Origin of the sequence: Escherichia sp. Marseille-Q3837 (genome assembly GCF_916618735.1) — a bacterium.
Lineage (GTDB): Bacteria > Pseudomonadota > Gammaproteobacteria > Enterobacterales > Enterobacteriaceae > Escherichia > Escherichia ruysiae.
Genome location: NZ_CAKAKC010000001.1, coordinates 3,273,555 through 3,293,864 on the forward strand (window position 1 = coordinate 3,273,555; position 20,310 = coordinate 3,293,864).

The 20,310-nt window shown below is 48.5% G+C and carries 23 protein-coding genes; 10 read left to right on the forward strand and 13 right to left on the reverse strand.

The genetic code is table 11. From position 1 onward, the window contains the following. Positions 1-78 precede the first annotated feature (78 nt). The 4 genes from ydfJ to LG381_RS15710 all read right to left on the reverse strand — a co-directional run bounded on the left by ydfJ (position 79) and on the right by LG381_RS15710 (position 4,295). Positions 79-1,446 carry an MHS family MFS transporter YdfJ gene (gene ydfJ / locus LG381_RS15695; protein ID WP_225762620.1) on the reverse strand — a complete coding sequence of 456 codons (1,368 nt, stop codon included), beginning with the start codon at positions 1,444-1,446 and terminating at the stop codon, positions 79-81. Positions 1,447-1,503: 57 nt separating this feature from the next. Continuing rightward, complete coding sequence (locus LG381_RS15700) at positions 1,504-2,523, reverse strand: Zn-dependent oxidoreductase (RefSeq protein WP_000836028.1); 1,020 nt, start codon at positions 2,521-2,523, stop codon at positions 1,504-1,506. A gap of 14 nt (positions 2,524-2,537) precedes the next feature. Beyond that, positions 2,538-3,752, reverse strand: coding sequence for a starvation-sensing protein RspA (gene rspA / locus LG381_RS15705; RefSeq protein WP_000706278.1), 1,215 nt, complete (start codon positions 3,750-3,752; stop codon positions 2,538-2,540). A 216-nt stretch (positions 3,753-3,968) separates the two neighbouring features. Next, positions 3,969-4,295 (reverse strand): YnfA family protein, encoded by a 327-nt coding sequence (locus tag LG381_RS15710; protein ID WP_010346477.1) that lies wholly within the window; start codon positions 4,293-4,295, stop codon positions 3,969-3,971. Positions 4,296-4,428: 133 nt separating this feature from the next. On the opposite strand from LG381_RS15710, the gene LG381_RS15715 reads away from it, so the two are divergent. Together LG381_RS15715 and speG are read left to right on the forward strand one after the other, a co-directional pair. Beyond that, entirely contained in the window at positions 4,429-4,770 is a 342-nt protein-coding gene (locus LG381_RS15715) for a DUF1283 family protein (RefSeq protein WP_001027858.1), read from the forward strand. 34 nt (positions 4,771-4,804) lie between these two features. Beyond that, complete coding sequence (gene speG / locus LG381_RS15720) at positions 4,805-5,365, forward strand: spermidine N1-acetyltransferase (RefSeq protein ID WP_000199501.1); 561 nt, start codon at positions 4,805-4,807, stop codon at positions 5,363-5,365. 2 nt (positions 5,366-5,367) lie between these two features. Here speG and LG381_RS15725 read toward each other — a convergent pair whose 3' ends face one another. After that, positions 5,368-6,078 carry a YnfC family lipoprotein gene (locus LG381_RS15725; protein ID WP_077629694.1) on the reverse strand — a complete coding sequence of 237 codons (711 nt, stop codon included), beginning with the start codon at positions 6,076-6,078 and terminating at the stop codon, positions 5,368-5,370. A gap of 106 nt (positions 6,079-6,184) precedes the next feature. Between LG381_RS15725 and LG381_RS15730 the strand changes: the two genes are divergently transcribed. The 3 genes from LG381_RS15730 (at position 6,185) to clcB (ending at position 8,743) form a co-directional block, all read left to right on the forward strand. Beyond that, positions 6,185-6,490: a DUF1161 domain-containing protein gene (locus tag LG381_RS15730; RefSeq protein ID WP_000690952.1), complete on the forward strand. Its 306-nt coding sequence runs from the start codon at positions 6,185-6,187 to the stop codon at positions 6,488-6,490. A 209-nt stretch (positions 6,491-6,699) separates the two neighbouring features. After that, complete coding sequence (gene dmsD / locus LG381_RS15735; RefSeq protein WP_000148722.1) at positions 6,700-7,314, forward strand: Tat proofreading chaperone DmsD; 615 nt, start codon at positions 6,700-6,702, stop codon at positions 7,312-7,314. A gap of 157 nt (positions 7,315-7,471) precedes the next feature. After that, the gene (clcB, locus tag LG381_RS15740) at positions 7,472-8,743 is read left to right on the forward strand and encodes a voltage-gated ClC-type chloride channel ClcB (RefSeq protein ID WP_225762621.1); all 1,272 of its coding nucleotides are present in this window, start codon (positions 7,472-7,474) and stop codon (positions 8,741-8,743) included. On the opposite strand, the gene bioD is transcribed toward clcB, so the two are convergent. The 3 genes from bioD to LG381_RS15755 all read right to left on the reverse strand — a co-directional run bounded on the left by bioD (position 8,717) and on the right by LG381_RS15755 (position 11,786). Continuing rightward, complete coding sequence (gene bioD, locus LG381_RS15745) at positions 8,717-9,412, reverse strand: dethiobiotin synthase (protein WP_000919217.1); 696 nt, start codon at positions 9,410-9,412, stop codon at positions 8,717-8,719. The genes clcB and bioD overlap by 27 nt on opposite strands. A 125-nt stretch (positions 9,413-9,537) precedes the next feature. Further along, on the reverse strand, positions 9,538-10,758 hold the full coding sequence (mlc, locus tag LG381_RS15750) for a sugar metabolism global transcriptional regulator Mlc (protein ID WP_000225268.1): 1,221 nt from the start codon (positions 10,756-10,758) through the stop codon (positions 9,538-9,540). A gap of 134 nt (positions 10,759-10,892) precedes the next feature. After that, a complete protein-coding gene (locus LG381_RS15755; RefSeq protein ID WP_105279404.1) occupies positions 10,893-11,786 on the reverse strand; it encodes a LysR family transcriptional regulator in 894 nt (297 codons plus the stop codon). A 106-nt stretch (positions 11,787-11,892) separates the two neighbouring features. On the opposite strand from LG381_RS15755, the gene LG381_RS15760 reads away from it, so the two are divergent. Continuing rightward, positions 11,893-13,146 (forward strand): MFS transporter, encoded by a 1,254-nt coding sequence (locus LG381_RS15760; RefSeq protein ID WP_225762622.1) that lies wholly within the window; start codon positions 11,893-11,895, stop codon positions 13,144-13,146. A 51-nt stretch (positions 13,147-13,197) separates the two neighbouring features. Here LG381_RS15760 and LG381_RS22440 read toward each other — a convergent pair whose 3' ends face one another. Further along, a complete protein-coding gene (locus LG381_RS22440; RefSeq protein ID WP_353487362.1) occupies positions 13,198-13,317 on the reverse strand; it encodes a KPN_01571 family protein in 120 nt (39 codons plus the stop codon). A gap of 254 nt (positions 13,318-13,571) precedes the next feature. On the opposite strand from LG381_RS22440, the gene asr reads away from it, so the two are divergent. The 3 genes from asr to LG381_RS15780 all read left to right on the forward strand — a co-directional run bounded on the left by asr (position 13,572) and on the right by LG381_RS15780 (position 14,977). Then, entirely contained in the window at positions 13,572-13,880 is a 309-nt protein-coding gene (gene asr / locus LG381_RS15770; protein WP_222680564.1) for an acid resistance repetitive basic protein Asr, read from the forward strand. A 92-nt stretch (positions 13,881-13,972) separates the two neighbouring features. Then, complete coding sequence (locus LG381_RS15775; RefSeq protein WP_000233094.1) at positions 13,973-14,056, forward strand: hypothetical protein; 84 nt, start codon at positions 13,973-13,975, stop codon at positions 14,054-14,056. Positions 14,057-14,155: 99 nt separating this feature from the next. After that, positions 14,156-14,977: a serine protease gene (locus tag LG381_RS15780; protein WP_001260826.1), complete on the forward strand. Its 822-nt coding sequence runs from the start codon at positions 14,156-14,158 to the stop codon at positions 14,975-14,977. A 38-nt stretch (positions 14,978-15,015) separates the two neighbouring features. On the opposite strand, the gene mdtI is transcribed toward LG381_RS15780, so the two are convergent. Continuing rightward, the gene (mdtI, locus tag LG381_RS15785; protein WP_000046658.1) at positions 15,016-15,345 is read right to left on the reverse strand and encodes a multidrug/spermidine efflux SMR transporter subunit MdtI; all 330 of its coding nucleotides are present in this window, start codon (positions 15,343-15,345) and stop codon (positions 15,016-15,018) included. Continuing rightward, complete coding sequence (gene mdtJ, locus LG381_RS15790; protein WP_000276160.1) at positions 15,332-15,697, reverse strand: multidrug/spermidine efflux SMR transporter subunit MdtJ; 366 nt, start codon at positions 15,695-15,697, stop codon at positions 15,332-15,334. Before mdtJ ends, mdtI begins: the two co-directional genes overlap by 14 nt. 411 nt (positions 15,698-16,108) lie before the next feature. On the opposite strand from mdtJ, the gene tqsA reads away from it, so the two are divergent. Next, a complete protein-coding gene (tqsA, locus tag LG381_RS15800) occupies positions 16,109-17,143 on the forward strand; it encodes an AI-2 transporter TqsA (RefSeq protein WP_001118201.1) in 1,035 nt (344 codons plus the stop codon). A 24-nt stretch (positions 17,144-17,167) separates the two neighbouring features. Here tqsA and pntB read toward each other — a convergent pair whose 3' ends face one another. Both pntB and pntA read right to left on the reverse strand, forming a co-directional pair. Continuing rightward, positions 17,168-18,556, reverse strand: a complete 1,389-nt coding sequence (gene pntB, locus LG381_RS15805) for a Re/Si-specific NAD(P)(+) transhydrogenase subunit beta (protein ID WP_000014065.1) — start codon at positions 18,554-18,556, stop codon at positions 17,168-17,170. 10 nt (positions 18,557-18,566) lie between these two features. After that, positions 18,567-20,099, reverse strand: a complete 1,533-nt coding sequence (pntA, locus tag LG381_RS15810) for a Re/Si-specific NAD(P)(+) transhydrogenase subunit alpha (RefSeq protein ID WP_001219379.1) — start codon at positions 20,097-20,099, stop codon at positions 18,567-18,569. Positions 20,100-20,310 lie beyond the last annotated feature (211 nt).

Here is a 20,310-nt window from a genome sequence, read left to right on the forward strand (position 1 = left end):
TTTAATTTAAATATGGCAAGCTGAATGGTTTGTTATATGAATAAAAATCCCTCCTCACTAAGAGAAGGGATTCTGGATTTACAGACTTGTTGAAGGTTGCGCAGCTCTTACAACGCGCGGTTGATCTTCTGCAGCATCTTCCAGCGCACTCAAATCGCGGTCTTTAACTTCTGGCATATTCAGCGCGGAAATTAAGCCGATGACGGAATAAGCCATAATCATTATTGCAATCGGATACCAGGATCCTGTCATGTTACAGAAAATACCGGCCAGAATAGGACCAAACCCTGAAGCGATAAGACCACCAATTTCTTTAGATATTGCCATTCGGGTAAAGCGGTTTTTACAGCCGAACATCTCTGCCATGGTAATGTTTTCCAGGGCAAATAATCCCAACACCGCACAGTTGTGAATCACAATGAGTGCAACCATGATGGTGCCCGGTGCATAGCTTTTATCTACAATGATAGAAAGCATTGGCCACGCCAGGACAATAGCTGAAGTATTCATAATGATATAAGGAATACGACGCCCAATTTTATCGGATAACCAACCGAGGAAAGGAATCGTCATAAAACCGATAATAGAACTGATCATTAATGCATCTGTGGGAATTGCTTTATTAAACAGCAAAGTTTGCACTAAATAACCAGCAAGGAAAGTTTGAATCAGACCTGAGTTTCCTGCCTGTCCAAAACGCAGACCTGTTGCCAGCCAGAAGGATTTGCTCTGGAACATGCTACCGACAGGTGCAGGTTTTGCTGTAGGTTGGTTGCTGTCGTTAACCTTCTCAAAAACCGGGCTTTCTTTCAGGTTCATTCGCAACCAGATAGCAAAGACCATCACGACAACGCTCGCCAGGAACGGTATACGCCATCCCCATGCCAGCAGTTCTTCTTTACTAAGAATAAAGAACATAAAGGCCCAGATTGCCGTTGCGCTCAAGGTTCCGCAGTTAGTACCCATAGCCACAAATGAGGAGATAATTCCGCGCTTACCTTTCGGCGCATATTCCGCCAGCATCGTACCGGCACCGGAAATTTCCGCACCTGCCCCCAGCCCCTGAATAATACGCAACGTCACCAGCAAGATTGGCGCAAAAACACCAATCTGCGCATAGGTCGGCAACACACCAATTAAGGTAGTACAGATCCCCATCATGGTGATGGTAATAAAGAGCACTTTTTTACGCCCTATTCTGTCGCCCATTTTGCCGAAAATAAATGCTCCGACAATACGTGCAACATAACCAGCACCGTAAGTTCCCATTGCCAGAATTAACGCCATTGCGGTTGACGATTCCGGAAAAAATATTTCATGGAATACTAACGCTGCACCGAGCGAGTATAACTGAAAATCCATAAATTCAAGTGCCGTACCTAACCATCCTGATATCGCTGCCTTCACTAAATCCTTAGTGCTTCTTTCATGTTTATCTATTGTCATAATTGTTATCTCTAAATAAGAGGTAAGATGCGTAATACTTATTCGCTATTATTGGTATTATTCAGAAAACGTGAGTAAAACTTTGCAACAATGCTTTTGATCCTTTTCAAATAATGAAATGGCATCAGCAACATGCAGATAATCAAATGTATGGGTAATTAATTTATCAGGATTAATTAACCCTTTGCTTAACCAGTCGATAACTACCGGGAATTTATTGGCATTTAACCGGGAAGAAAAAATAGAGAGTTCCTTGCCGGTAATTCCCTGCTGAATGACTTCAGACGGTTCACTGGAGAAGCCCATTAACACAATTCGTGCCGCCGGAGAAGCCAGCATAACCGCTTCTTTCAAAATGGAAGGATGGCAAGCAGCATCAATAATTAATGTTGGTTTGATGCCCTTTTCAGCGAATATTTCGCCAAGCGATGTCTGGCTGTTATTAATCGCCCAGTCTGCCCCGCTCTCTTTCGCTTTATCCAGTCGTTCATCAATACGATCGGCGACAATCACATTTTTAACGTTATAAACACCTTTCAATACCTGAACGATAGTCAGACCAATCGGGCCGGCACCATAAACCAGCACGGTGTCATCTTCAGTCGGCTGACCGTGTCCAGTAACGTTCGCCGCAATGGTAAAAGGTTCGATCATTACAGCGAACTGATCAGCCACCCCATCGGGAATTTTCCACGCATTCTTCGCCGGAACGACTGCATATTCGCTAAAACCGCCATCAGCGTGAACACCTAATACAGCTAAAGTTGTGCAAACGTTGGGTTTACCCATTGAGCATGGATAACAATGTCCGCAGCTGACTACGGGATCTACCGCAACACGTTCGCCAACTCTGGCGTTATCCACACCTTCACCTACGGCATCAATCACACCAAAAAATTCGTGACCAATGACGCGCGGATATTTCGCAAACGGATTATGACCGCGATAAATGTGACTATCCGATCCACAAATTCCTGCGAGTTTCACTTTTACTCGTACTTCACCCACTGCCGGGGTCGGAATTTCACGTTCGATAATCGCCAGTTGATTCGGTTTTTCAATTAAAATACTTTTCATTATTGTATGACTCCTTACCAGTTCCATAGCGTGCCATCTTCCAGACGTGCGACTGGCAGATAGGCAGGTTCGTAGGGATATTTCGCCGCCAGCTTTTCATCGAATTCGATACCAATGCCTGGCTTATCACCAGGATGCATATAGCCGTTATCGAAGCTCCAGTTGTGCGGGAAGACTTCAAGCATTTGTTCTGAATAGCCCATATACTCCTGGACGCCGAAATTCGGCACCCACAGGTCAAAGTGCAACGCCGCAGCCATGCAGACTGGCGACAAATCGGAAGGACCATGTGAACCAGTACGTACCTGGTAAAGCGAAGCAAAATCGGCAATTCTGCGCATACCTGTGATGCCGCCAGCGTGGGTCAGCGTTGTACGGATATAGTCGATGAGTTGTTCTTCAATCAGCTGTTTGCAGTCCCAGATGCTGTTAAAGACTTCCCCCACCGCAATTGGCGTTACGGTATGTTGGCGAATGAGTCGGAAGCACTCCTGGTTTTCTGCGGGTGTCGGATCTTCCATCCAGAACAGGCGATAATCTTCAATACTTTTGCCAAAGCGTGCCGCCTCAATGGGTGTTAAACGATGGTGCATGTCATGCAGTACATGCTCATTAAAGCCAAACTTATTGCGCACTGCGTCGAACAGTTTTGGCATAAAGTCGAGATATTTTTCCGTTGACCACAACTGCTCTTCTGGCCACTGCCCTTTGGTCGCGGGTTCATAAGCCAGCCCTTTTCCTTTGGACATACCGTAAGTCGTTTTCATACCGGGAATACCGCACTGCACGCGGATAGCTTTGAATCCCAGTTCTTGATGGCGAGCGTAATCATCCAGTGCTTCATCAATACTGTGACCGGTGGTATGACAATAGACCATTACGCCTTCACGGGAAGCCCCACCTAACAGTTGGTAAAGCGGCATGTTTGCGGCTTTGGCTTTAATGTCCCACAGCGCCATATCAACAGCGGAAATAGCCGACATGGTGACAGGGCCGCGACGCCAGTAAGCGCCTTTATAGAAAAACTGCCAGATATCTTCGATACGATGGGCATCGCGGCCTATAAGTTGCGGACAGATATGATCCTGCAAATAGGACGCAACGGAAAGTTCGCGCCCGTTCAGAGTGGCATCACCAAGACCGGTAATACCGTCCTCGGTGGTGATTTTTAAGGTGACGAAATTACGTCCCGGACAGGTAACAAAAACTTCAGCCCCTACGATCTTCATGTTCTATTCCTTGCATCGCTTGTCGTGATGCATGAAATCTACGCAACTGAGCTACTACCATACAAGTATTAAGATCAAGAAAAGCCAGAGCGATCACAAAAAAAGGCGCATATTTGCGCCGTGAATAGTTCTAAAAACAGTCAAACTTTATTGTTTTTTCGGGGATCGACTAGTGCGTATATTATTGATAACAAAACATGAGTTATATCAGATAAGTCAGGCGCGTCCCCAGCCAGCAACAATAATCAACATGCCGAAAAGTGCAATTATCGCTCCCGTCCAGTCGTAGAGACTGAGCTTCACTCCATCCACAACCCGCAGCCACAGGAGCGCCGTACAGACATAAACACCGCCATATGCTGCATAAACTCGCCCACTTGCTGCTGGATGCAACGTTAACAGCCAGACGAAAAGCGCCAGGGAAATTCCCGCCGGAACCAACAACCAGACACTGGCATTCCGTTTCAGCCACAGCCAGGGCAAAAAACAACCAATGATTTCACACAAAGCGGTAGCAAAAAACAGTAACGTTGTTTTAATCATCTTTGTCACTCATTGACATCATGTATATTTATAGGACGACATAATATCATCAACATAGACATCCTCTGGTACGTTTCGCGTTCACAGTGGATCGTGTAAAATCGCCCTTAATCATTCATGTAAGGAATAGATCATGAATATCACTCTCTGCAAAAAACTCAGCCTGCTCGCTTTTCTGCTGCCTTGCGCACTGGCATTTAGCGCAACTACCCATGCAGAAACCAACAAACTGGTGATTGAATCTGGCGACAGCGCACAGAGTCGCCAGCAGGCAGCAATGGAAAAAGAGCAATGGAATGACACGCGTAATCTGCGTCAAAAAATCAACAAACGCACCGAGAAAGAATGGGATAAAGCTGACGCCGCATTTGATAACCGCGATAAATGCGAGCAGAGTGCCAACATTAATGCCTACTGGGAGCCGAATACTTTACGCTGCCTGGATCGTCGTACTGGTCGCGTAATCATCCCCTAACCTGTTATTGATATAAGGAATGTAAGGACACGTTATGACTAGCGCCCACAGTGTTAAGCTACGTCCGCTGGAGCGTGAAGATTTACGCTATGTGCATCAACTCGACAATAACGCCAGCGTGATGCGTTACTGGTTTGAGGAGCCCTACGAAGCCTTCGTTGAACTCTCTGATCTGTACGATAAACATATTCACGATCAGAGTGAACGTCGTTTCGTCGTGGAATGTGATGGCGAAAAGGCAGGTCTGGTGGAACTGGTAGAAATTAACCACGTCCATCGCCGCGCAGAATTTCAGATAATCATCTCCCCGGAATACCAGGGTAAAGGTCTGGCAACCCGCGCCGCGAAATTAGCGATGGATTATGGTTTCACTGTTCTTAATCTTTATAAGCTTTATCTGATTGTTGATAAAGAGAATGAGAAAGCGATTCATATATATCGTAAGCTCGGTTTTACGGTCGAAGGTGAACTGATGCATGAATTCTTTATTAACGGTCAATATCGTAATGCCATTCGCATGTGCATATTCCAGCATCAGTATCTGGCGGAACATAAAACGCAAGGGCAAACTCTACTAAAACCGACCGCGCAATAGTATTAATAATAATCAATGGTATTTTTGATGGTGTAAACCCGTTCGACGGCGGGTTTTACTCCCTCATCCACAATGATTAATTGGCAGTCCACTGGATTCGCGTGGCTGTCATATTCACAAGTCTGTCTGACATTACCAACCTGTTGATTATTCAGTAAAGTAATTGCCGTATAATCCAGTTTTTTGATCGGGTCCGTTGATGGCGTGGCGCTGACAGATAACGTTTTGTCGTTACTTTTCGTCGTTTTCCCCAGCGGATAACCCTGATCATCATAGTGATATTCCATCTGCATCTGTTTGCTGCTGGCCTTAACCACGAAACCATTATCATCAGTTTCCCAACTTACACCGGCAGAAGGTAATTCTGCTAACTGGCATTTTCCCTGTAGACGTACTCTTTTCTCCAGCGTCTGTGCATCCCGGTAATAATTTGCATCCAACACCAGGGTAATCACGGTATTATTTTCCAGATCCAGTAATTCGAGGGAATCAAAACAGCCCTCTTCCGATAAATTTCCCGAAACACGTTTCGTGACTTCCCCTTGCTCATTCATTAACGTCTGAGTGAAATCTTTAACCGGCCCACGCAGCGGGTCAAAATCAAATTCATTAGAGAAACTGGCCATTTCTGGCGTTAATGAAAGAGTTACCTCTGTACGGTCACATCCTGTGAGTATTATCGCAAGCAAACATGGCAGTAATTTGTAATTCACATCAATCACCAGACAGTAGAGATGATTCTCAATCATAGTAGTAAATACAGTAATTTACACGTGAAATGCTATGCTTATTTAGTAATATTCACGTAAGGAGCCAATGATGAAAATCATAGCCTGCAGTGCCGCACTTCTGCTCACCCTGGCCTCATCCACAGTGCTCGCCGCGTCGGATTCATGTGAGCGCATAAAAAGTGATATTTCACAGCGTATTATCAATAACGGCGTACCAGAAAGTGGCTTCACTTTAAGTATTGTGCCGAATGATCAGGTCGACCAGCCTGATTCACAGGTCGTCGGGCATTGCGCTAACGACACGCATAAAATTCTCTACACCCGCACCACCAGCGGTAATGTTTCTGCCCACACCCAGCCAACCCATGATAATGAGCCTGCTGAATCGCATTAATAAACCTGTGACTGCCTGATACGATGCTTACGCATCATATCAGGCCTGCCGTGTGGTATTGTTATGCGCAGGCAGTGTCCGCTAGCTGGGACACCTGCGGTGAGATGATCGGGCGTGCGCTCGTTTATGGCCTGCACATAATGCCCGGAATGACCATCGCAGGTTAACAAATTGGTGCGGGATAAACCGCACGTTTCAGGATGATAGGAATGACGCATTTCTCACAACAAGATAATTTTTCTGTCGCGGCGCGCGTGCTGGGCGCGCTGTTTTATTACGCTCCTGAGAGTAAAGAAGCCTCTCCACTGGTTTCTGCGCTAACCAGTGACGATTGGGTCACCCAGTGGCCTTTATCACAAACGTCATTAGCGCCGCTGGCAACGGCTTTTAAGGAAGAATGTGAAGAGTCGCGTACTCAGGCCTGGCAACGATTATTTGTCGGGCCGTGGGCGCTACCCTCTCCTCCGTGGGGATCTGTCTGGCTGGATCGCGAATCGGTGCTGTTTGGCGATTCTACTTTGGCGCTTCGTCAATGGATGCGCGAAAAAGGCATTCAGTTTGAAATGAAACAAAACGAACCGGAAGATCATTTTGGTTCGCTGCTGTTGATGGCAGCATGGCTGGCAGAGAACGGTCGTCAGACCGAGTGCGAAGAGTTGTTGGCCTGGCATCTTTTACCGTGGTCAACACGCTTTCTTGAGGTGTTTATCGAGAAGGCGGAACACCCTTTTTATCGCACGCTCGGTGAGCTGGCTCGTTTAACGCTGACACAATGGCAGTCACAGTTGCTGATTCCTGTCGCGGTAAAACCCCTGTTTCGCTGAATAATCCTGAGTAAGACCGAAGGGCGTAAACTGCACGCCTTTCGGCTCCAGTAAGTGACAACGTCACGATTAATACCACATAAAGCACGCACAGCTTTTGCGCCAGGCTTCTTTTCCCGCAAAATAGAGACCCGTGTTTAATTTGCCGTTTCTGCTCATGCAACATCTACATGTCTACCCGGATCTGCGCACCATGTTCCGCCGCCTGCTTATCGCAATGGTCGTAGGCATTCTGGCGGCCTTTGCCGTTGCAGGGTTTCGTCATGCGATGCTGCTACTGGAGTGGCTGTTCCTCAATAATGACTCCGGCAGTCTGGTCAATGCAGCAACGAACCTTTCTCCGTGGCGTCGGCTGCTAACGCCGGCGCTCGGCGGACTGGCGGCTGGTTTGTTGCTGATGGGTTGGCAGAAACTCACTCAACAACGCCCCCATGCGCCTACCGATTATATGGAGGCGTTACAAACCGATGGGCAGTTTGATTACGCCACCAGTCTGATTAAATCCTTCGCTTCTTTGCTGGTGGTGACCAGCGGCAGCGCCATTGGTCGTGAAGGTGCGATGATCCTGTTGGCGGCACTTGCTGCATCCTGGTTTGCCCAACGTTTTACCCCACGCGAAGAGTGGAAATTGTGGATTGCCTGTGGCGCGGCTGCGGGGATGGCAGCAGCCTATCGCGCCCCACTTGCCGGGAGTTTATTTATTGCCGAAGTATTGTTTGGCACCATGATGCTGGCCTCCCTTGCACCAGTAGTAATCTCTGCCGTAGTGGCATTGCTTATTAGCAATCTTCTTAATCACAGCAATGCTTTGCTCTACAGCGTGCAACTCTCCATGAGGATTCAGGCTCGTGACTATGCACTGATTATCAGTACAGGCGTGCTGATGGGTTTGTGCGGTCCATTGTTTTTAAAGCTAATGAACGCCAGTCATCAGGGTTTTATTAATCTAAAACTTGCACCGCCCTGGCAACTGGCATTGGGAGGGTTAATCGTGGGTCTGCTTTCCCTGCTCACTCCTGCCGTGTGGGGCAACGGCTATAGTACGGTGCAATCCTTTTTAACAGCCCCGCCACTGTTTATGGGCATTGCCGTGATCTTCCTCTGCAAGCTAGTTGCCGTGCTGGCCAGCAGTGGTTCCGGCGCGCCTGGGGGCGTGTTTACGCCGACCTTATTTATCGGACTGGCAATTGGCATGTTGTATGCCCGGAGCCTGGGGTTATGGTTTACTGACAGTGAAGGAATTACGCTTTTACTTGGGCTAACCGGGATGGCAACACTACTGGCTGCGACTACACATGCACCCATTATGTCGACACTGATGATATGTGAAATGACCGGGGAGTATCAGCTACTCCCCGGTTTATTGATTGCTTGTGTGATTGCGTCAGTAATGTCGCGGACGTTACATCGTGACTCTATCTACCGCTAGCACACTACGCAGCATGGATAAGCGGATATATTGCCCCAGTTCACGCTGTTCTGCGCGAGGCAGATAAGGAAGCTCACCAATAAGCGGTGCCGGGAGTTTTTTACCCAATACATCAATGATTTCAGCGTAATGTGCTAACCCTGGGTTGATACGGTTAGCCACCCAGCCAATCAGCGGCAGTCCGTCGTTGGCAATCGCCTGTGCGGTCAGAAGCGCATGGTTAATACAACCTTCCTGAATACCTACCACCATCAACACGGGTAGCTGCTCCTGAACCACCCATTCAGAGAGCGGACGCAGGTCATTCATCAGGCTACGCCAGCCACCAGTACCTTCAACAACCACATGGTCGACTTTATCAGTCAGATTAGCCAGGCCATTTGAAATAAGGGTGTAATTGATCGGGCAACTGTGCGCCACACTGCTTTCTTCTTCGCTTAACGCTATGGGATTGACTGCTTCATAAGGCAGTTCAATTGATGAAACACTCTGCAACACCAGGGCATCTTTATTACGTAGCCCATCAGGTGTCTCTTTGCTCCCCTTCGCCACGGGTTTATACCCCGCAACCGTTTTTCCCTGGGAGGCTAACGCTTGTAGCAATGCGCGGGAAACCACTGTTTTCCCCACAGAAGTGTCTGTACCTGTTATAAAGAAACGCTTCAGCATCACTAACTCCACCGTTATGCTTCACAAATATAAGCCAGGAAAATAATTCAACTTTGGAAGTCTAAGTTATGCGTTCCTGGCTCAATTTGAGATAGCGCAAATTTTGGTAGAACAGTTAAAAAATGTTAACCCTGCAACAGACGAATCAACAAAGAACCGTTATACATCGCGTCTTTTACCAACGCCGCCCCCGCCATCGTCCCCTGATTAGAGAACTGGGTGCTCTCGACGCTAATATGCTGGCTGTAGGCGGGAAGCGCCTGCTGACGGATACTGTCAGAAATTACAGGGAACAGGATCTCCGCAGCTTTGCTTAGCGGCGAACCAATCAGTATTTTTTGTGGGTTGAATAAATTCACCATAATGGCAAGAATCCGCCCGACGTGCGTCCCCACGCCAGTAATAATATCTTTTGCCAGCAGATCGCCCTGCAACGCAGCCAGACACAATGAATCCACAGTTAATGGCTGCCCATGTAACATCGAACTCATAGATTGATTCAAACGTAATTGTGCAAGCTCAAGAATACTATCAACACTAGCAATGGTTTCCAGGCAGCCGTGGTTACCGCAATAACAGCGTTTCCCGTAGGGATCGACCTGAGTGTGACCAATTTCCACAAGGCTACTGCTTCCCGCGTGTAGCAAATGACCATCGGTAATCACACCAGCACCCACGTTGTGATCAATCACCACCTGAATCACATCGCGTGCTCCGCGTGATGCGCCGAACAAGGCCTCAGCCATCGTCCATGCGCTAATATCATGCTGAATATAAACCGGTACACCGGTGTGCTGCTCCAGTACTTCGCCGAGCGGCATCTCTTTTACGTCCTCATAGAACGGCATACGATGCACAATGCCATTTTCCGTATCAATAATTCCCGGCAAGGTTATGGCAATCGAAGTTAGACGCTCCAGTTTTTTCTGATGGCGGATAAAAAACTGATCAATATGATTAATGATGCGATCCAGCAGTGGCGAGTCATCTTTCAACGCCAGCTCCTGCGACTCTTCCACCACCAGTTTGCTGCTCAGATCGCGCAGGGCAAGGAAAATCTCCCCGCGACTAATGCGCAAAGAAAGATAGTGCCAGGCTTCGGTTTCAACCACTAGCCCCACCGCTGGACGACCACGGTTCCCCGCTTCTTTAATTTCCAGCTCTTGCACCAGGTGCGCTTCGAGCATTTCACGGACAATTTTGGTGATACTGGCTGGCGCCAGTTGCGCCAGCCGGGAAAGATCGATACGCGAAACTGGACCAAGCTGATCAATCAGGCGGTAAACCGCGCCCGCGTTGGTCTGCTTTATTTGATCAATGTGCCCAGGCTGGTTTTCAGCAACCACCGCATACTCCCTATATTTTCGCGCTCCGAAATAATCTGTAGGTTATGGTGAAGTACTTCAATATGCGTCGTCAAATTTTTACTTCGTCATGTGATTGACAGCACATTTTTCGGTTTTTTTTGCTGAATTATCCCTCACCGGAGTGCATTCATCAGCTGAATACGAAAGTTTCGCGCTGCCGGGCTTTGTTCACGATGCTTTGGCCAAACCAGCCACATTTCAGAAACCGCATCCTCTTCAGCAATAGGTAACCAGCGCATTTCATTGAGTTGGACACGTTTAAAAGAGGCGGGCAAAATCGAAACACCAAGACCGGCGGAAACCAGACCGATGATCGTCATCGCCTCGCCCACTTCCTGGGTGATGACCGGAGTCAGATTATAACGCCGCATCAGGCCAATAATGTCGTCATACAGCCCCGTCCCTACGTGCGGATCAAAAAAAACAAACGGTTCTTTTGCCAGTTCCGCCAGCGTTACCTTCGGTTTATTTGCCAAAGGATGATCGTGCGGGATCATCGCCATAAGCGGTTCATGCACAATAACCGCGTGATCCAGCGTCTCCGGCAACACAGTGTTTCGTAACAACCCCATATCGAGCGTCCCTTCGGTAAGAGGGTCTATTTGCTCGCGAGTATTCATCTCACGCGTCTGCAAATGAACATCAGGAAATTCACAGCGAAATAGCGATAAGGTATCAGACACTGCGCGAATAAAGGGTGCCGACGAGGTAAAGCCAATGCGTAACTCTCCCGCCTCTCCCTGATGCAGACGCTCAGCGCGAGCGGCTGCGTCATCCACCATAGACAGGATTTGCCGACTATCAGCAAGGAACTGCTTTCCTGCTGCCGTAAGCAGCACGCTGCGGTTGGTTCGTGCCAACAGTCGCGCGCCAATTTGTTGCTCCAGAGCCTGAATCTGCTGACTTAGCGGCGGTTGCGAAATGTTCAGGCGGGCAGCCGCGCGTCCAAAATGCAGCTCTTCCGCAACGGCAACAAAGTACCGGAGGTGACGCAATTCAATATTCATATCTTAAACATCTTATTTGAGATTATTAATATATTAGACATAACAATTCGATTTTCCTACTCTATTCCTAATCCCACATCACGGGCATAATTAGCAAGGATTTCAAGTGAGTCGTACTACAACTGTTGATGGCGCTCCGGCAAGCGACACTGACGAGCAACCCCTTTCCCAGCCAAACGAATTCATTAAACGCGGTACACCGCAATTTATGCGTGTCACCCTGGCGCTATTCTCTGCCGGGCTGGCAACCTTCGCGCTTCTCTATTGCGTGCAACCTATTCTTCCGGTGCTTTCGCAAGAATTTGGCTTAACGCCTGCTAACAGTAGTATTTCACTGTCCATTTCAACGGCGATGTTAGCTATCGGTTTGCTGTTTACTGGCCCGCTATCCGATGCCATTGGTCGCAAGCCAGTGATGGTGACGGCGCTACTGTTGGCCTCCATCTGTACGTTACTTTCGACAATAATGACCAGCTGGCACGGCATTTTGATTATGCGCGCCTTGATTGGCCTGTCGTTAAGTGGTGTAGCTGCTGTTGGTATGACCTACCTTAGCGAAGAGATCCACCCCAGTTTTGTGGCCTTTTCAATGGGACTGTATATCAGCGGCAACTCGATTGGCGGCATGAGCGGGCGCTTAATCAGCGGTGTATTTACTGACTTCTTTAACTGGCGAATTGCGCTGGCGGCTATCGGCTGTTTCGCCCTGACCTCGGCGTTAATGTTCTGGAAAATTCTCCCGGAATCACGTCATTTCCGTCCTTCTTCGCTGCGCCCAAAAACACTGTTTATTAACTTCCGTCTGCACTGGCGCGATCGGGGACTCCCCTTATTATTCGTCGAAGGTTTTTTGCTGATGGGCTCATTCGTAACGCTGTTTAATTACATCGGCTATCGGTTGATGCTCTCCCCATGGCATGTTAGCCAGGCAGTGGTTGGGTTATTATCGCTGGTCTATTTGACAGGCACCTGGAGTTCGCCAAAAGCAGGCACCATGACTACCCGCTTCGGTCGTGGCCCGGTGATGTTATTTTCGACAGGTGTTATGCTTTTGGGTCTTATCCTGACATTGTTCAGCTCACTTTGGCTCATTTTTATCGGTATGATGCTTTTCTCAAGCGGATTTTTTGCCGCTCATTCTGTTGCCAGTAGCTGGATTGGCCCTCGTGCTAAACGCGCCAAAGGCCAGGCTTCCTCGCTTTATCTATTCTGTTACTACCTGGGTTCAAGCATTGCCGGAACATTAGGTGGCGTCTTCTGGCATAACTATGGCTGGAACGGCGTCGGTGCATTTATTGCCCTGATGCTGGTGGTCGCTATTCTGGTCGGAACACGTTTACATCATCGGCTGCACGCCTGAAAAAATAAGTCCGGACGATGTGTTAAATTTCTGTCCGGACTTATTGCTTGCTCAACTCAACGTTAATAACCACCCCAAAATAGACGAAGCGCCTGCCATTTCTCGCAGAGCATCTAACGTCATCAGGATAATAAATACCCAAATTAGCGGATTCATTTTGCTGTGTGTCATTTATTGCAAATACACAGTGATTCTACCAATTTATAGGTAGCGAAAAAGTTAAGTATTTCAATACTACCGATATTGGTGGGAAATTCGCCTTACATCACAATGCGTTATTATTTCCTTCGTCATCGTTATCCGCTTTGTACATATCGTTACATGCCGAAACCAACCACTCACGGAAACCTGTCACTTCCAGAGATATAGTCATGACATCGGCCCCGCAGTGGGGTTGCATAAAAAACAAAATTGAGGGTATGACAATGAAAAAAGTATTAGCTCTGGTTGTTGCCGCTACTATGGGTCTCTCTTCTGTCGCATTTGCTGCAGAAACTGCGACCACGCCTGCTCCGACTGCTACAGTCACCAAAGCAGCGGCTGCAAAAACAACGCATCATAAAAAACAGCATAAAGCGGCGCCTGCCCAAAAAGCGCAGGCGGCTAAAAAGCATCATAAAAAAGCGAAAAATGAACAGAAAGCGCCTGAGCAAAAAGCACAGGCAGCCAAAAAGCACAGCAAAAAACACAGCCAGCAGCAATCTGCAAAACCAGTTGGACAACCAGCCGCGTAAGTTTTCGGCAGTAATAATGGCGCGCCCCCTCGCGCCTGAAAATTACGGTGTTAAACGGATAACGTTTAACACCGCCTTTAGCGGAGGGTACTATGGTGGGCCGTTATCGCTTTGAGTTCATTCTTATCACCCTTATTTTATGCGCCCTGATTGCCACCTGTTTTTATCTTTCCTGAGCGTAGTTATCTGATTTTACTCCCACTTTCATTCCGTCCCGTCTATAGTATTTACGAGGGTTTGCTTTTAATAATCATAATTACTCACCAGAGTGTGATATGCGTACAACCATTGCTGTAGTACTGGGTGCAATTAGTCTGACATCTGCATTTGTGTTTGCGGATAAACCGGACGATCATAAATCGACCAATAATGAGGTCAGCACCCTATTTTTTGGTCATGATGATCGTGTATCAGTAAATAACACGAGCCAATCGCCGTGGGATGCGGTTGGGCAACTAGAAACGGCCAGCGGCAATTTGTGTACGGCGACGCTAATTGCGCCGAACCTGGCATTAACGGCAGGACACTGTTTATTAACGCCGCCGAAGGGCAAAGCGGATAAAGCAGTTGCGTTGCGTTTTGTGTCAAATAAAGGTCTTTGGCGCTATGAGATCCACGACATCGAAGGCCGCGTTGATCCGACGCTAGGGAAGCGGTTAAAGCCGGATGGGGATGGCTGGATTGTTCCCCCCGCAGCCGCGCCGTGGGATTTCGGTTTGATTGTGCTGCGCAATCCCCCTTCGGGCATTACGCCGTTGCCGTTATTTGAGGGAGATAAAACCGCGCTTACCGCTGCATTAAAAGCTGCGGGTCGTAAAGTGACTCAGGCGGGATACCCTGAAGATCATCTCGATACGTTGTACAGTCATCAAAATTGCGAAATAACCGGCTGGGCGCAAACCTCGGTAATGTCGCACCAGTGCGATACCCTACCAGGTGACAGTGGTTCGCCACTGATGCTTCATACTGATGACGGCTGGCAGTTAATTGGGGTACAAAGTTCAGCTCCTGCAGCGAAAGATCGCTGGCGCGCCGATAACCGGGCCATTTCTGTCACCGGTTTTCGCGACAAACTGGAAGAACTGACCCGGAAATAACGTTCAAACGCTGCCCGCATTATCGGGCAGCGTGGTCATCAGGCGAGTTTCACCATAATCATTCCAGCCAACAGCAAGACCAGACCAACCCAGCCTTTGCGATTTAAACGTTGACCAAACAAGATCCAACCAGCGGCTAACGTGGCAGCAATACCAAATCCACCCCACAACGCATACGCCACCGACAAATCTATGCCCTTTACTGCCTGGGAGAGTGAGCTAAAGGCCGCAAGCACCGCTGCCAGCGAAAGCAAGCCATAGACTTTGCGGCGAAAGCCGTCAGAAAATTTCAAAAAGACGTTAGCAATGATTTCCAGCACGATTGCCAGTGCCAGCCAGGCGGCGTGAACCCATTCAAACTGCGCCATGATTCACCTCCAGCGAGGGTTTACGCACTTTGCGAGTACCAGATTTAATCAACACAATCCCGAGCACCAGGGTTGTTAACCCGGCAATTTTTAGCAGCGATAAGCTTTCGTCAAATAACAGAACACTAAATAGCGTAATAAATAAAATACCGATACCTTCCCACAGAGCATAAGCCACGCCAAGTGCTATTTTTTTCACGGCGAAAGAGAGAAATATATATGACAGCGAAATCATCACCAGCATTAAAATAAAACCGCCGCTTCCCTCACTAACGCTCGCCCATTTCATTGACAGCGTGCCGGTAATTTCTGTGGCAATAGCCAGACCTAATAAAACCCAATAAATATACATCGTCCTTCCCCTGCAAGAGAATTATTTTAACATTCGCTCGACTCAGCGAAACCAAAAGAAAAGTATTCAGCCCAGCGCAGAGCGCCAGCTTTGGCAGAGGAAGGGACTAAAGCGCGTTGCGCCAGTGTTGCTCACCTGCGAGCAAGATGGTGGTTGAGGTACGAAAATGAGTAAATGTAGAAAATAACGTCCTGAACAAATTGTCCATAATATTACAATTATCCGCAGTGTTGCTTCTCGTCATCGCGGATGATAATTGTCCTCGGTAGTTGTACACGTCTGATTTGTATCATAGCTTAAGAATTAACTCAAAACATTTTCATTTCTTTACCTGAGGAGTTTGATTTTCGTTATAATGCCACGGCTAAAAAGAAAATATTATTAGCGAAGGAAGAAAAAACGGGGATACGCATGGCAAAGCCGATCATCACGCTCAATGGTCTAAAAATAGTCATTATGTTGGGAATGCTGGTCATTATTCTCTGCGGTATCCGTTTTGCCGCCGATATCATCGTACCCTTTATCCTTGCCCTATTTATCGCAGTCATTCTTCATCCGCTGGTACAACGCATGGTTCGTTGGCGCGTGCCGCGTGTGTTGGCTGTGTCGATTTTAATGATAATCATCGTGATGGCGATGGTGCTATTACTGGCCTATCTCGGCTCAACGCTTAATGAGCTGACCCGCACTTTGCCACAGTATCGCAGCTCAATCATAAAGCCTCTGCAAGTTCTGGAGCCTTTATTACAACGCGCGGGTATTGATGTCTCGGTTGACCAACTGGCGCATTACATTGATCCGAACGCGGCGATGACGTTGCTCACCAACTTGCTGACACAGTTATCTAATGCCATGTCATCCATATTTTTATTGTTGCTGACGGTGCTGTTTATGCTGCTCGAAGTGCCACAACTTCCCGGCAAACTCCAGCAAATGATGGCACGCCCGGTTGAAGGTATGGCGGCGATCCAGCGCGCCATTGACAGTGTGTCGCATTATCTGGTGCTGAAAACAGCCATCAGCATCATCACCGGTCTGGTCGCCTGGGCGATGCTCGCCGCACTCGATGTTCGCTTCGCTTTTGTCTGGGGATTACTGGCCTTCGCGCTTAATTACATCCCTAACATTGGTTCGGTTCTCGCGGCTATCCCCCCTATCGCTCAGGTACTGGTGTTTAATGGTTTCTATGAGGCGTTACTGGTACTGGCGGGATATCTGCTGATTAATCTGGTCTTCGGCAATATTCTGGAGCCGCGCATCATGGGGCGCGGACTGGGGCTTTCCACACTGGTAGTTTTTTTGTCGTTAATTTTTTGGGGATGGTTGTTAGGACCGGTGGGAATGCTGCTTTCCGTGCCGTTGACGATTATTGTCAAAATTGCGCTTGAACAAACGGCGGGAGGCCAAAGCATCGCCGTCCTGTTAAGCGATCTCAATAAAGAGTAACGGCCTCCGCAGAGGCCGTCAGGGTTACAGGGCTTTCAGGATTGCATCCACGCTGGCTTTGGCGTCACCAAACAGCATGTGGGTATTTTCTTTGAAGAACAGCGGGTTTTGCACGCCAGCATAGCCGGTGTTCATCGAGCGTTTAAAGACAATCACGTTCTGTGCTTTCCACACTTCCAGCACAGGCATACCAGCAATCGGACTCTTCGGATCATCCTGCGCCGCCGGGTTAACCGTATCGTTAGCGCCAATCACCAGCACAGTATCGGTATCAGCAAAGTCATCGTTGATCTCGTCCATTTCCAGCACGATGTCATACGGCACTTTCGCTTCTGCCAGCAATACGTTCATATGCCCCGGTAATCGACCTGCAACCGGGTGAATACCGAAACGCACATTGATACCACGGGCACGCAATTTCTCGGTGATTTCTGCCACCGGATATTGCGCCTGCGCGACCGCCATGCCGTAGCCTGGGGTGATGATCACCGAGTGCGAGTTTTTCAGCAATTCTGCCGTCTCTTCCGCAGTGATTTCGCGGTGCTCGCCAACTTCCTGATCGTCACCGGTGGAAGAACCATCTGTGCCGAAACCACCTGCAATGACGCTGATAAAGGAACGGTTCATCGCCTTACACATGATGTAAGAAAGGATGGCACCAGAAGAACCGACCAGCGCACCGGTCACAATTAGCAGGTCATTACTGAGCATAAAGCCCGCCGCTGCCGCTGCCCAACCAGAATAAGAGTTCAGCATCGACACCACCACGGGCATATCTGCGCCACCGATGGAAGCCACCAAATGCCAGCCGAAAACCAACGCAATGGCGGTCATTATCAGCAATGCCAGAACTTGCAGGCCAACGCTTTCAGTGCGAACAAACACAATCAGCAGCAGGAAGGAAACAACCAGTGCCGCCAGGTTCATTTTGTGACGGTTTGGCAGCATCAGCGGTTTAGACGAAATTTTACCGCACAGCTTACCGAACGCCACGACTGACCCCGTGAAGGTTACCGCACCGATGAAGATGCCGAGGAACACTTCCGTCAGGTGAATATTCACCAGAATCGGCGCCATTTCCGCGTCGTGATGCAGATAGCTGTTAAAACCAACCAACACCGCCGCCAGACCAACGAAGCTATGCAGGATCGCCACCAGTTCCGGCATTTCGGTCATTTCAACCTTCTTCGCCAGACGGATACCAATCGCCCCACCGATGACCATTGCCAGTAAGATCCAGCCAACGTTGCCAGTATCCGGTCCAAAGATAGTTGCAATTAAAGCAATCGCCATCCCGGCGATACCGAGGTTGTTACCCCGGCGAGACGTTTCATGTTTTGAAAGCCCGGCCAGACTGAAGATAAACAGGATCGCGGCAACAATGTATGCAGCTGTAACTAATCCTCCAGACATATGTTACCCCTTAGTTTTTGCGAAACATTTTCAGCATACGCTGAGTCACGGTGAAGCCACCGAAAATATTAATGCTGGCTATAAGCACCGCGATAAAACTAAGGAAGCTAACCCAGCCGCCCTGGCCAATCTGTAAAAGTGCTCCGACAACAATAATCCCTGAAATCGCATTGGTGACCGACATCAATGGCGTATGTAGCGCGTGCGAAACATTCCACACCACGTAATAGCCCACAACGCACGCCAGCGCGAACACGGTGAAGTGTCCGAGGAACTCTTTCGGTGCAACATTCGCCAGCCAACCGAAAAGGATAATTGCCAGCGCCATCAAGGCGTATTTACGCCACGGCGAACAGGCACATTTTTCCTCGGTTTTGACTTCCGGTGCTGCTTTTTGTGCCGCCTGCGGCTGAGCTGATACCTGAATCGGCGGTGCCGGCCAGGTAATTTCGCCCGCACGGATCACGGTCACGCCGCGAATCACCACATCATCAAAATCAACAGTGATGTTGCCGTCTTTCTCTTTGCACAACAATTTCAGCAGATTGACGAGGTTGGTGCCATAAAGCTGTGAGGATTGCGTCGGCAGACGCCCCGGAAGATCGGTATAACCAATGACTTTGACGCCATTTTCAGTGGTGAAGATTTGCCCCGGCACGGTGTATTCACAGTTACCGCCGTTTTGTGCTGCCAGATCGACAATCACACTGCCCGACTTCATGGAGTCCACCATTTCACGGGTAATCAGTTTCGGTGCCGGTTTGCCTGGAATAAGCGCAGTGGTAACAATGATATCGACGTCTTTTGCCTGCGCAGCAAAAAGCTCCATTTCCGCTTTGATGAACGCTTCCGACATCACTTTGGCATAGCCATCGCCGCTGCCTGCTTCCTCTTTAAAATCCAGTTCAAGGAATTCCGCGCCCATACTCTGAACTTGTTCTTTCACTTCCGGACGAGTATCGAACGCACGCACAATTGCGCCGAGGCTGTTTGCTGCACCAATGGCCGCCAGACCAGCAACACCCGCACCAATCACCATGACTTTTGCCGGCGGCACTTTACCTGCCGCAGTGATTTGCCCGGTAAAGAAGCGCCCAAATTCATGTGCCGCTTCAACAATGGCGCGATAACCGGCGATATTCGCCATCGAGCTTAGTGCGTCCAGCGATTGTGCGCGTGAGATACGCGGCACAGAGTCCATCGCCATCACGGTCACGTTACGTTCCGCAAGTTTTTGCATTAATTCCGGATTCTGCGCAGGCCAGATAAAACTCACCAGCGTTGTCCCAGGATTCAGTAACGCAATTTCATCATCTAACGGTGCATTGACCTTCAGAATGATCTCTGACTGCCAGACGTTATTCCCTTCTACTATTTCAGCGCCCGCTTGCACAAACGCTTTATCGTCAAAACTCGCCAGTTGACCCGCGCCGCTCTCTACCGCGACGGTAAAACCTAGTTTCAGCAACTGTTCCACTGTTTTTGGCGTTGCTGCAACACGGGTTTCATTGGTTAACCGTTCTCTTGGTATGCCAATTCGCATGATATTCCCTTCCATCGGTTTTATTGATGATGGTTTGCCTGTGTTTCAAGTACACAAGCCGCTCATGAACGAGCTAAATGTTACTCCGTTAAAATAAATTAGTAACAAACGTCTATAACGTACTGAAAATAATGCCTGTGATCTAGCGCCAAAAATCAGTATCTCGGCGTTAACTCGAAAAATATTAACGATTCAGCCTTGATAGTGGGAT

Coding starts and splice junctions, on each gene's coding strand:
- LG381_RS15715 (WP_001027858.1), top strand. CDS start 4,429: ATGAATATCACTCTCTGCAAAAAACTCAGCCTGCTCGCTTTTCTGCTG.
- LG381_RS22440 (WP_353487362.1), bottom strand. CDS start 13,317: ATGACACACAGCAAAATGAATCCGCTAATTTGGGTATTTATTATCCTG.
- mdtI (WP_000046658.1), bottom strand. CDS start 15,345: ATGGCGCAGTTTGAATGGGTTCACGCCGCCTGGCTGGCACTGGCAATC.
- LG381_RS15710 (WP_010346477.1), bottom strand. CDS start 4,295: ATGATTAAAACAACGTTACTGTTTTTTGCTACCGCTTTGTGTGAAATC.
- asr (WP_222680564.1), top strand. CDS start 13,572: ATGAAAAAAGTATTAGCTCTGGTTGTTGCCGCTACTATGGGTCTCTCT.
- dmsD (WP_000148722.1), top strand. CDS start 6,700: ATGACGCATTTCTCACAACAAGATAATTTTTCTGTCGCGGCGCGCGTG.
- bioD (WP_000919217.1), bottom strand. CDS start 9,412: ATGCTGAAGCGTTTCTTTATAACAGGTACAGACACTTCTGTGGGGAAA.
- pntB (WP_000014065.1), bottom strand. CDS start 18,556: ATGTCTGGAGGATTAGTTACAGCTGCATACATTGTTGCCGCGATCCTG.
- clcB (WP_225762621.1), top strand. CDS start 7,472: ATGCAACATCTACATGTCTACCCGGATCTGCGCACCATGTTCCGCCGC.
- LG381_RS15780 (WP_001260826.1), top strand. CDS start 14,156: ATGCGTACAACCATTGCTGTAGTACTGGGTGCAATTAGTCTGACATCT.
- pntA (WP_001219379.1), bottom strand. CDS start 20,099: ATGCGAATTGGCATACCAAGAGAACGGTTAACCAATGAAACCCGTGTT.
- LG381_RS15700 (WP_000836028.1), bottom strand. CDS start 2,523: ATGAAAAGTATTTTAATTGAAAAACCGAATCAACTGGCGATTATCGAA.
- LG381_RS15755 (WP_105279404.1), bottom strand. CDS start 11,786: ATGAATATTGAATTGCGTCACCTCCGGTACTTTGTTGCCGTTGCGGAA.
- rspA (WP_000706278.1), bottom strand. CDS start 3,752: ATGAAGATCGTAGGGGCTGAAGTTTTTGTTACCTGTCCGGGACGTAAT.
- tqsA (WP_001118201.1), top strand. CDS start 16,109: ATGGCAAAGCCGATCATCACGCTCAATGGTCTAAAAATAGTCATTATG.
- speG (WP_000199501.1), top strand. CDS start 4,805: ATGACTAGCGCCCACAGTGTTAAGCTACGTCCGCTGGAGCGTGAAGAT.
- LG381_RS15775 (WP_000233094.1), top strand. CDS start 13,973: ATGGTGGGCCGTTATCGCTTTGAGTTCATTCTTATCACCCTTATTTTA.
- mdtJ (WP_000276160.1), bottom strand. CDS start 15,697: ATGTATATTTATTGGGTTTTATTAGGTCTGGCTATTGCCACAGAAATT.
- LG381_RS15730 (WP_000690952.1), top strand. CDS start 6,185: ATGAAAATCATAGCCTGCAGTGCCGCACTTCTGCTCACCCTGGCCTCA.
- ydfJ (WP_225762620.1), bottom strand. CDS start 1,446: ATGACAATAGATAAACATGAAAGAAGCACTAAGGATTTAGTGAAGGCA.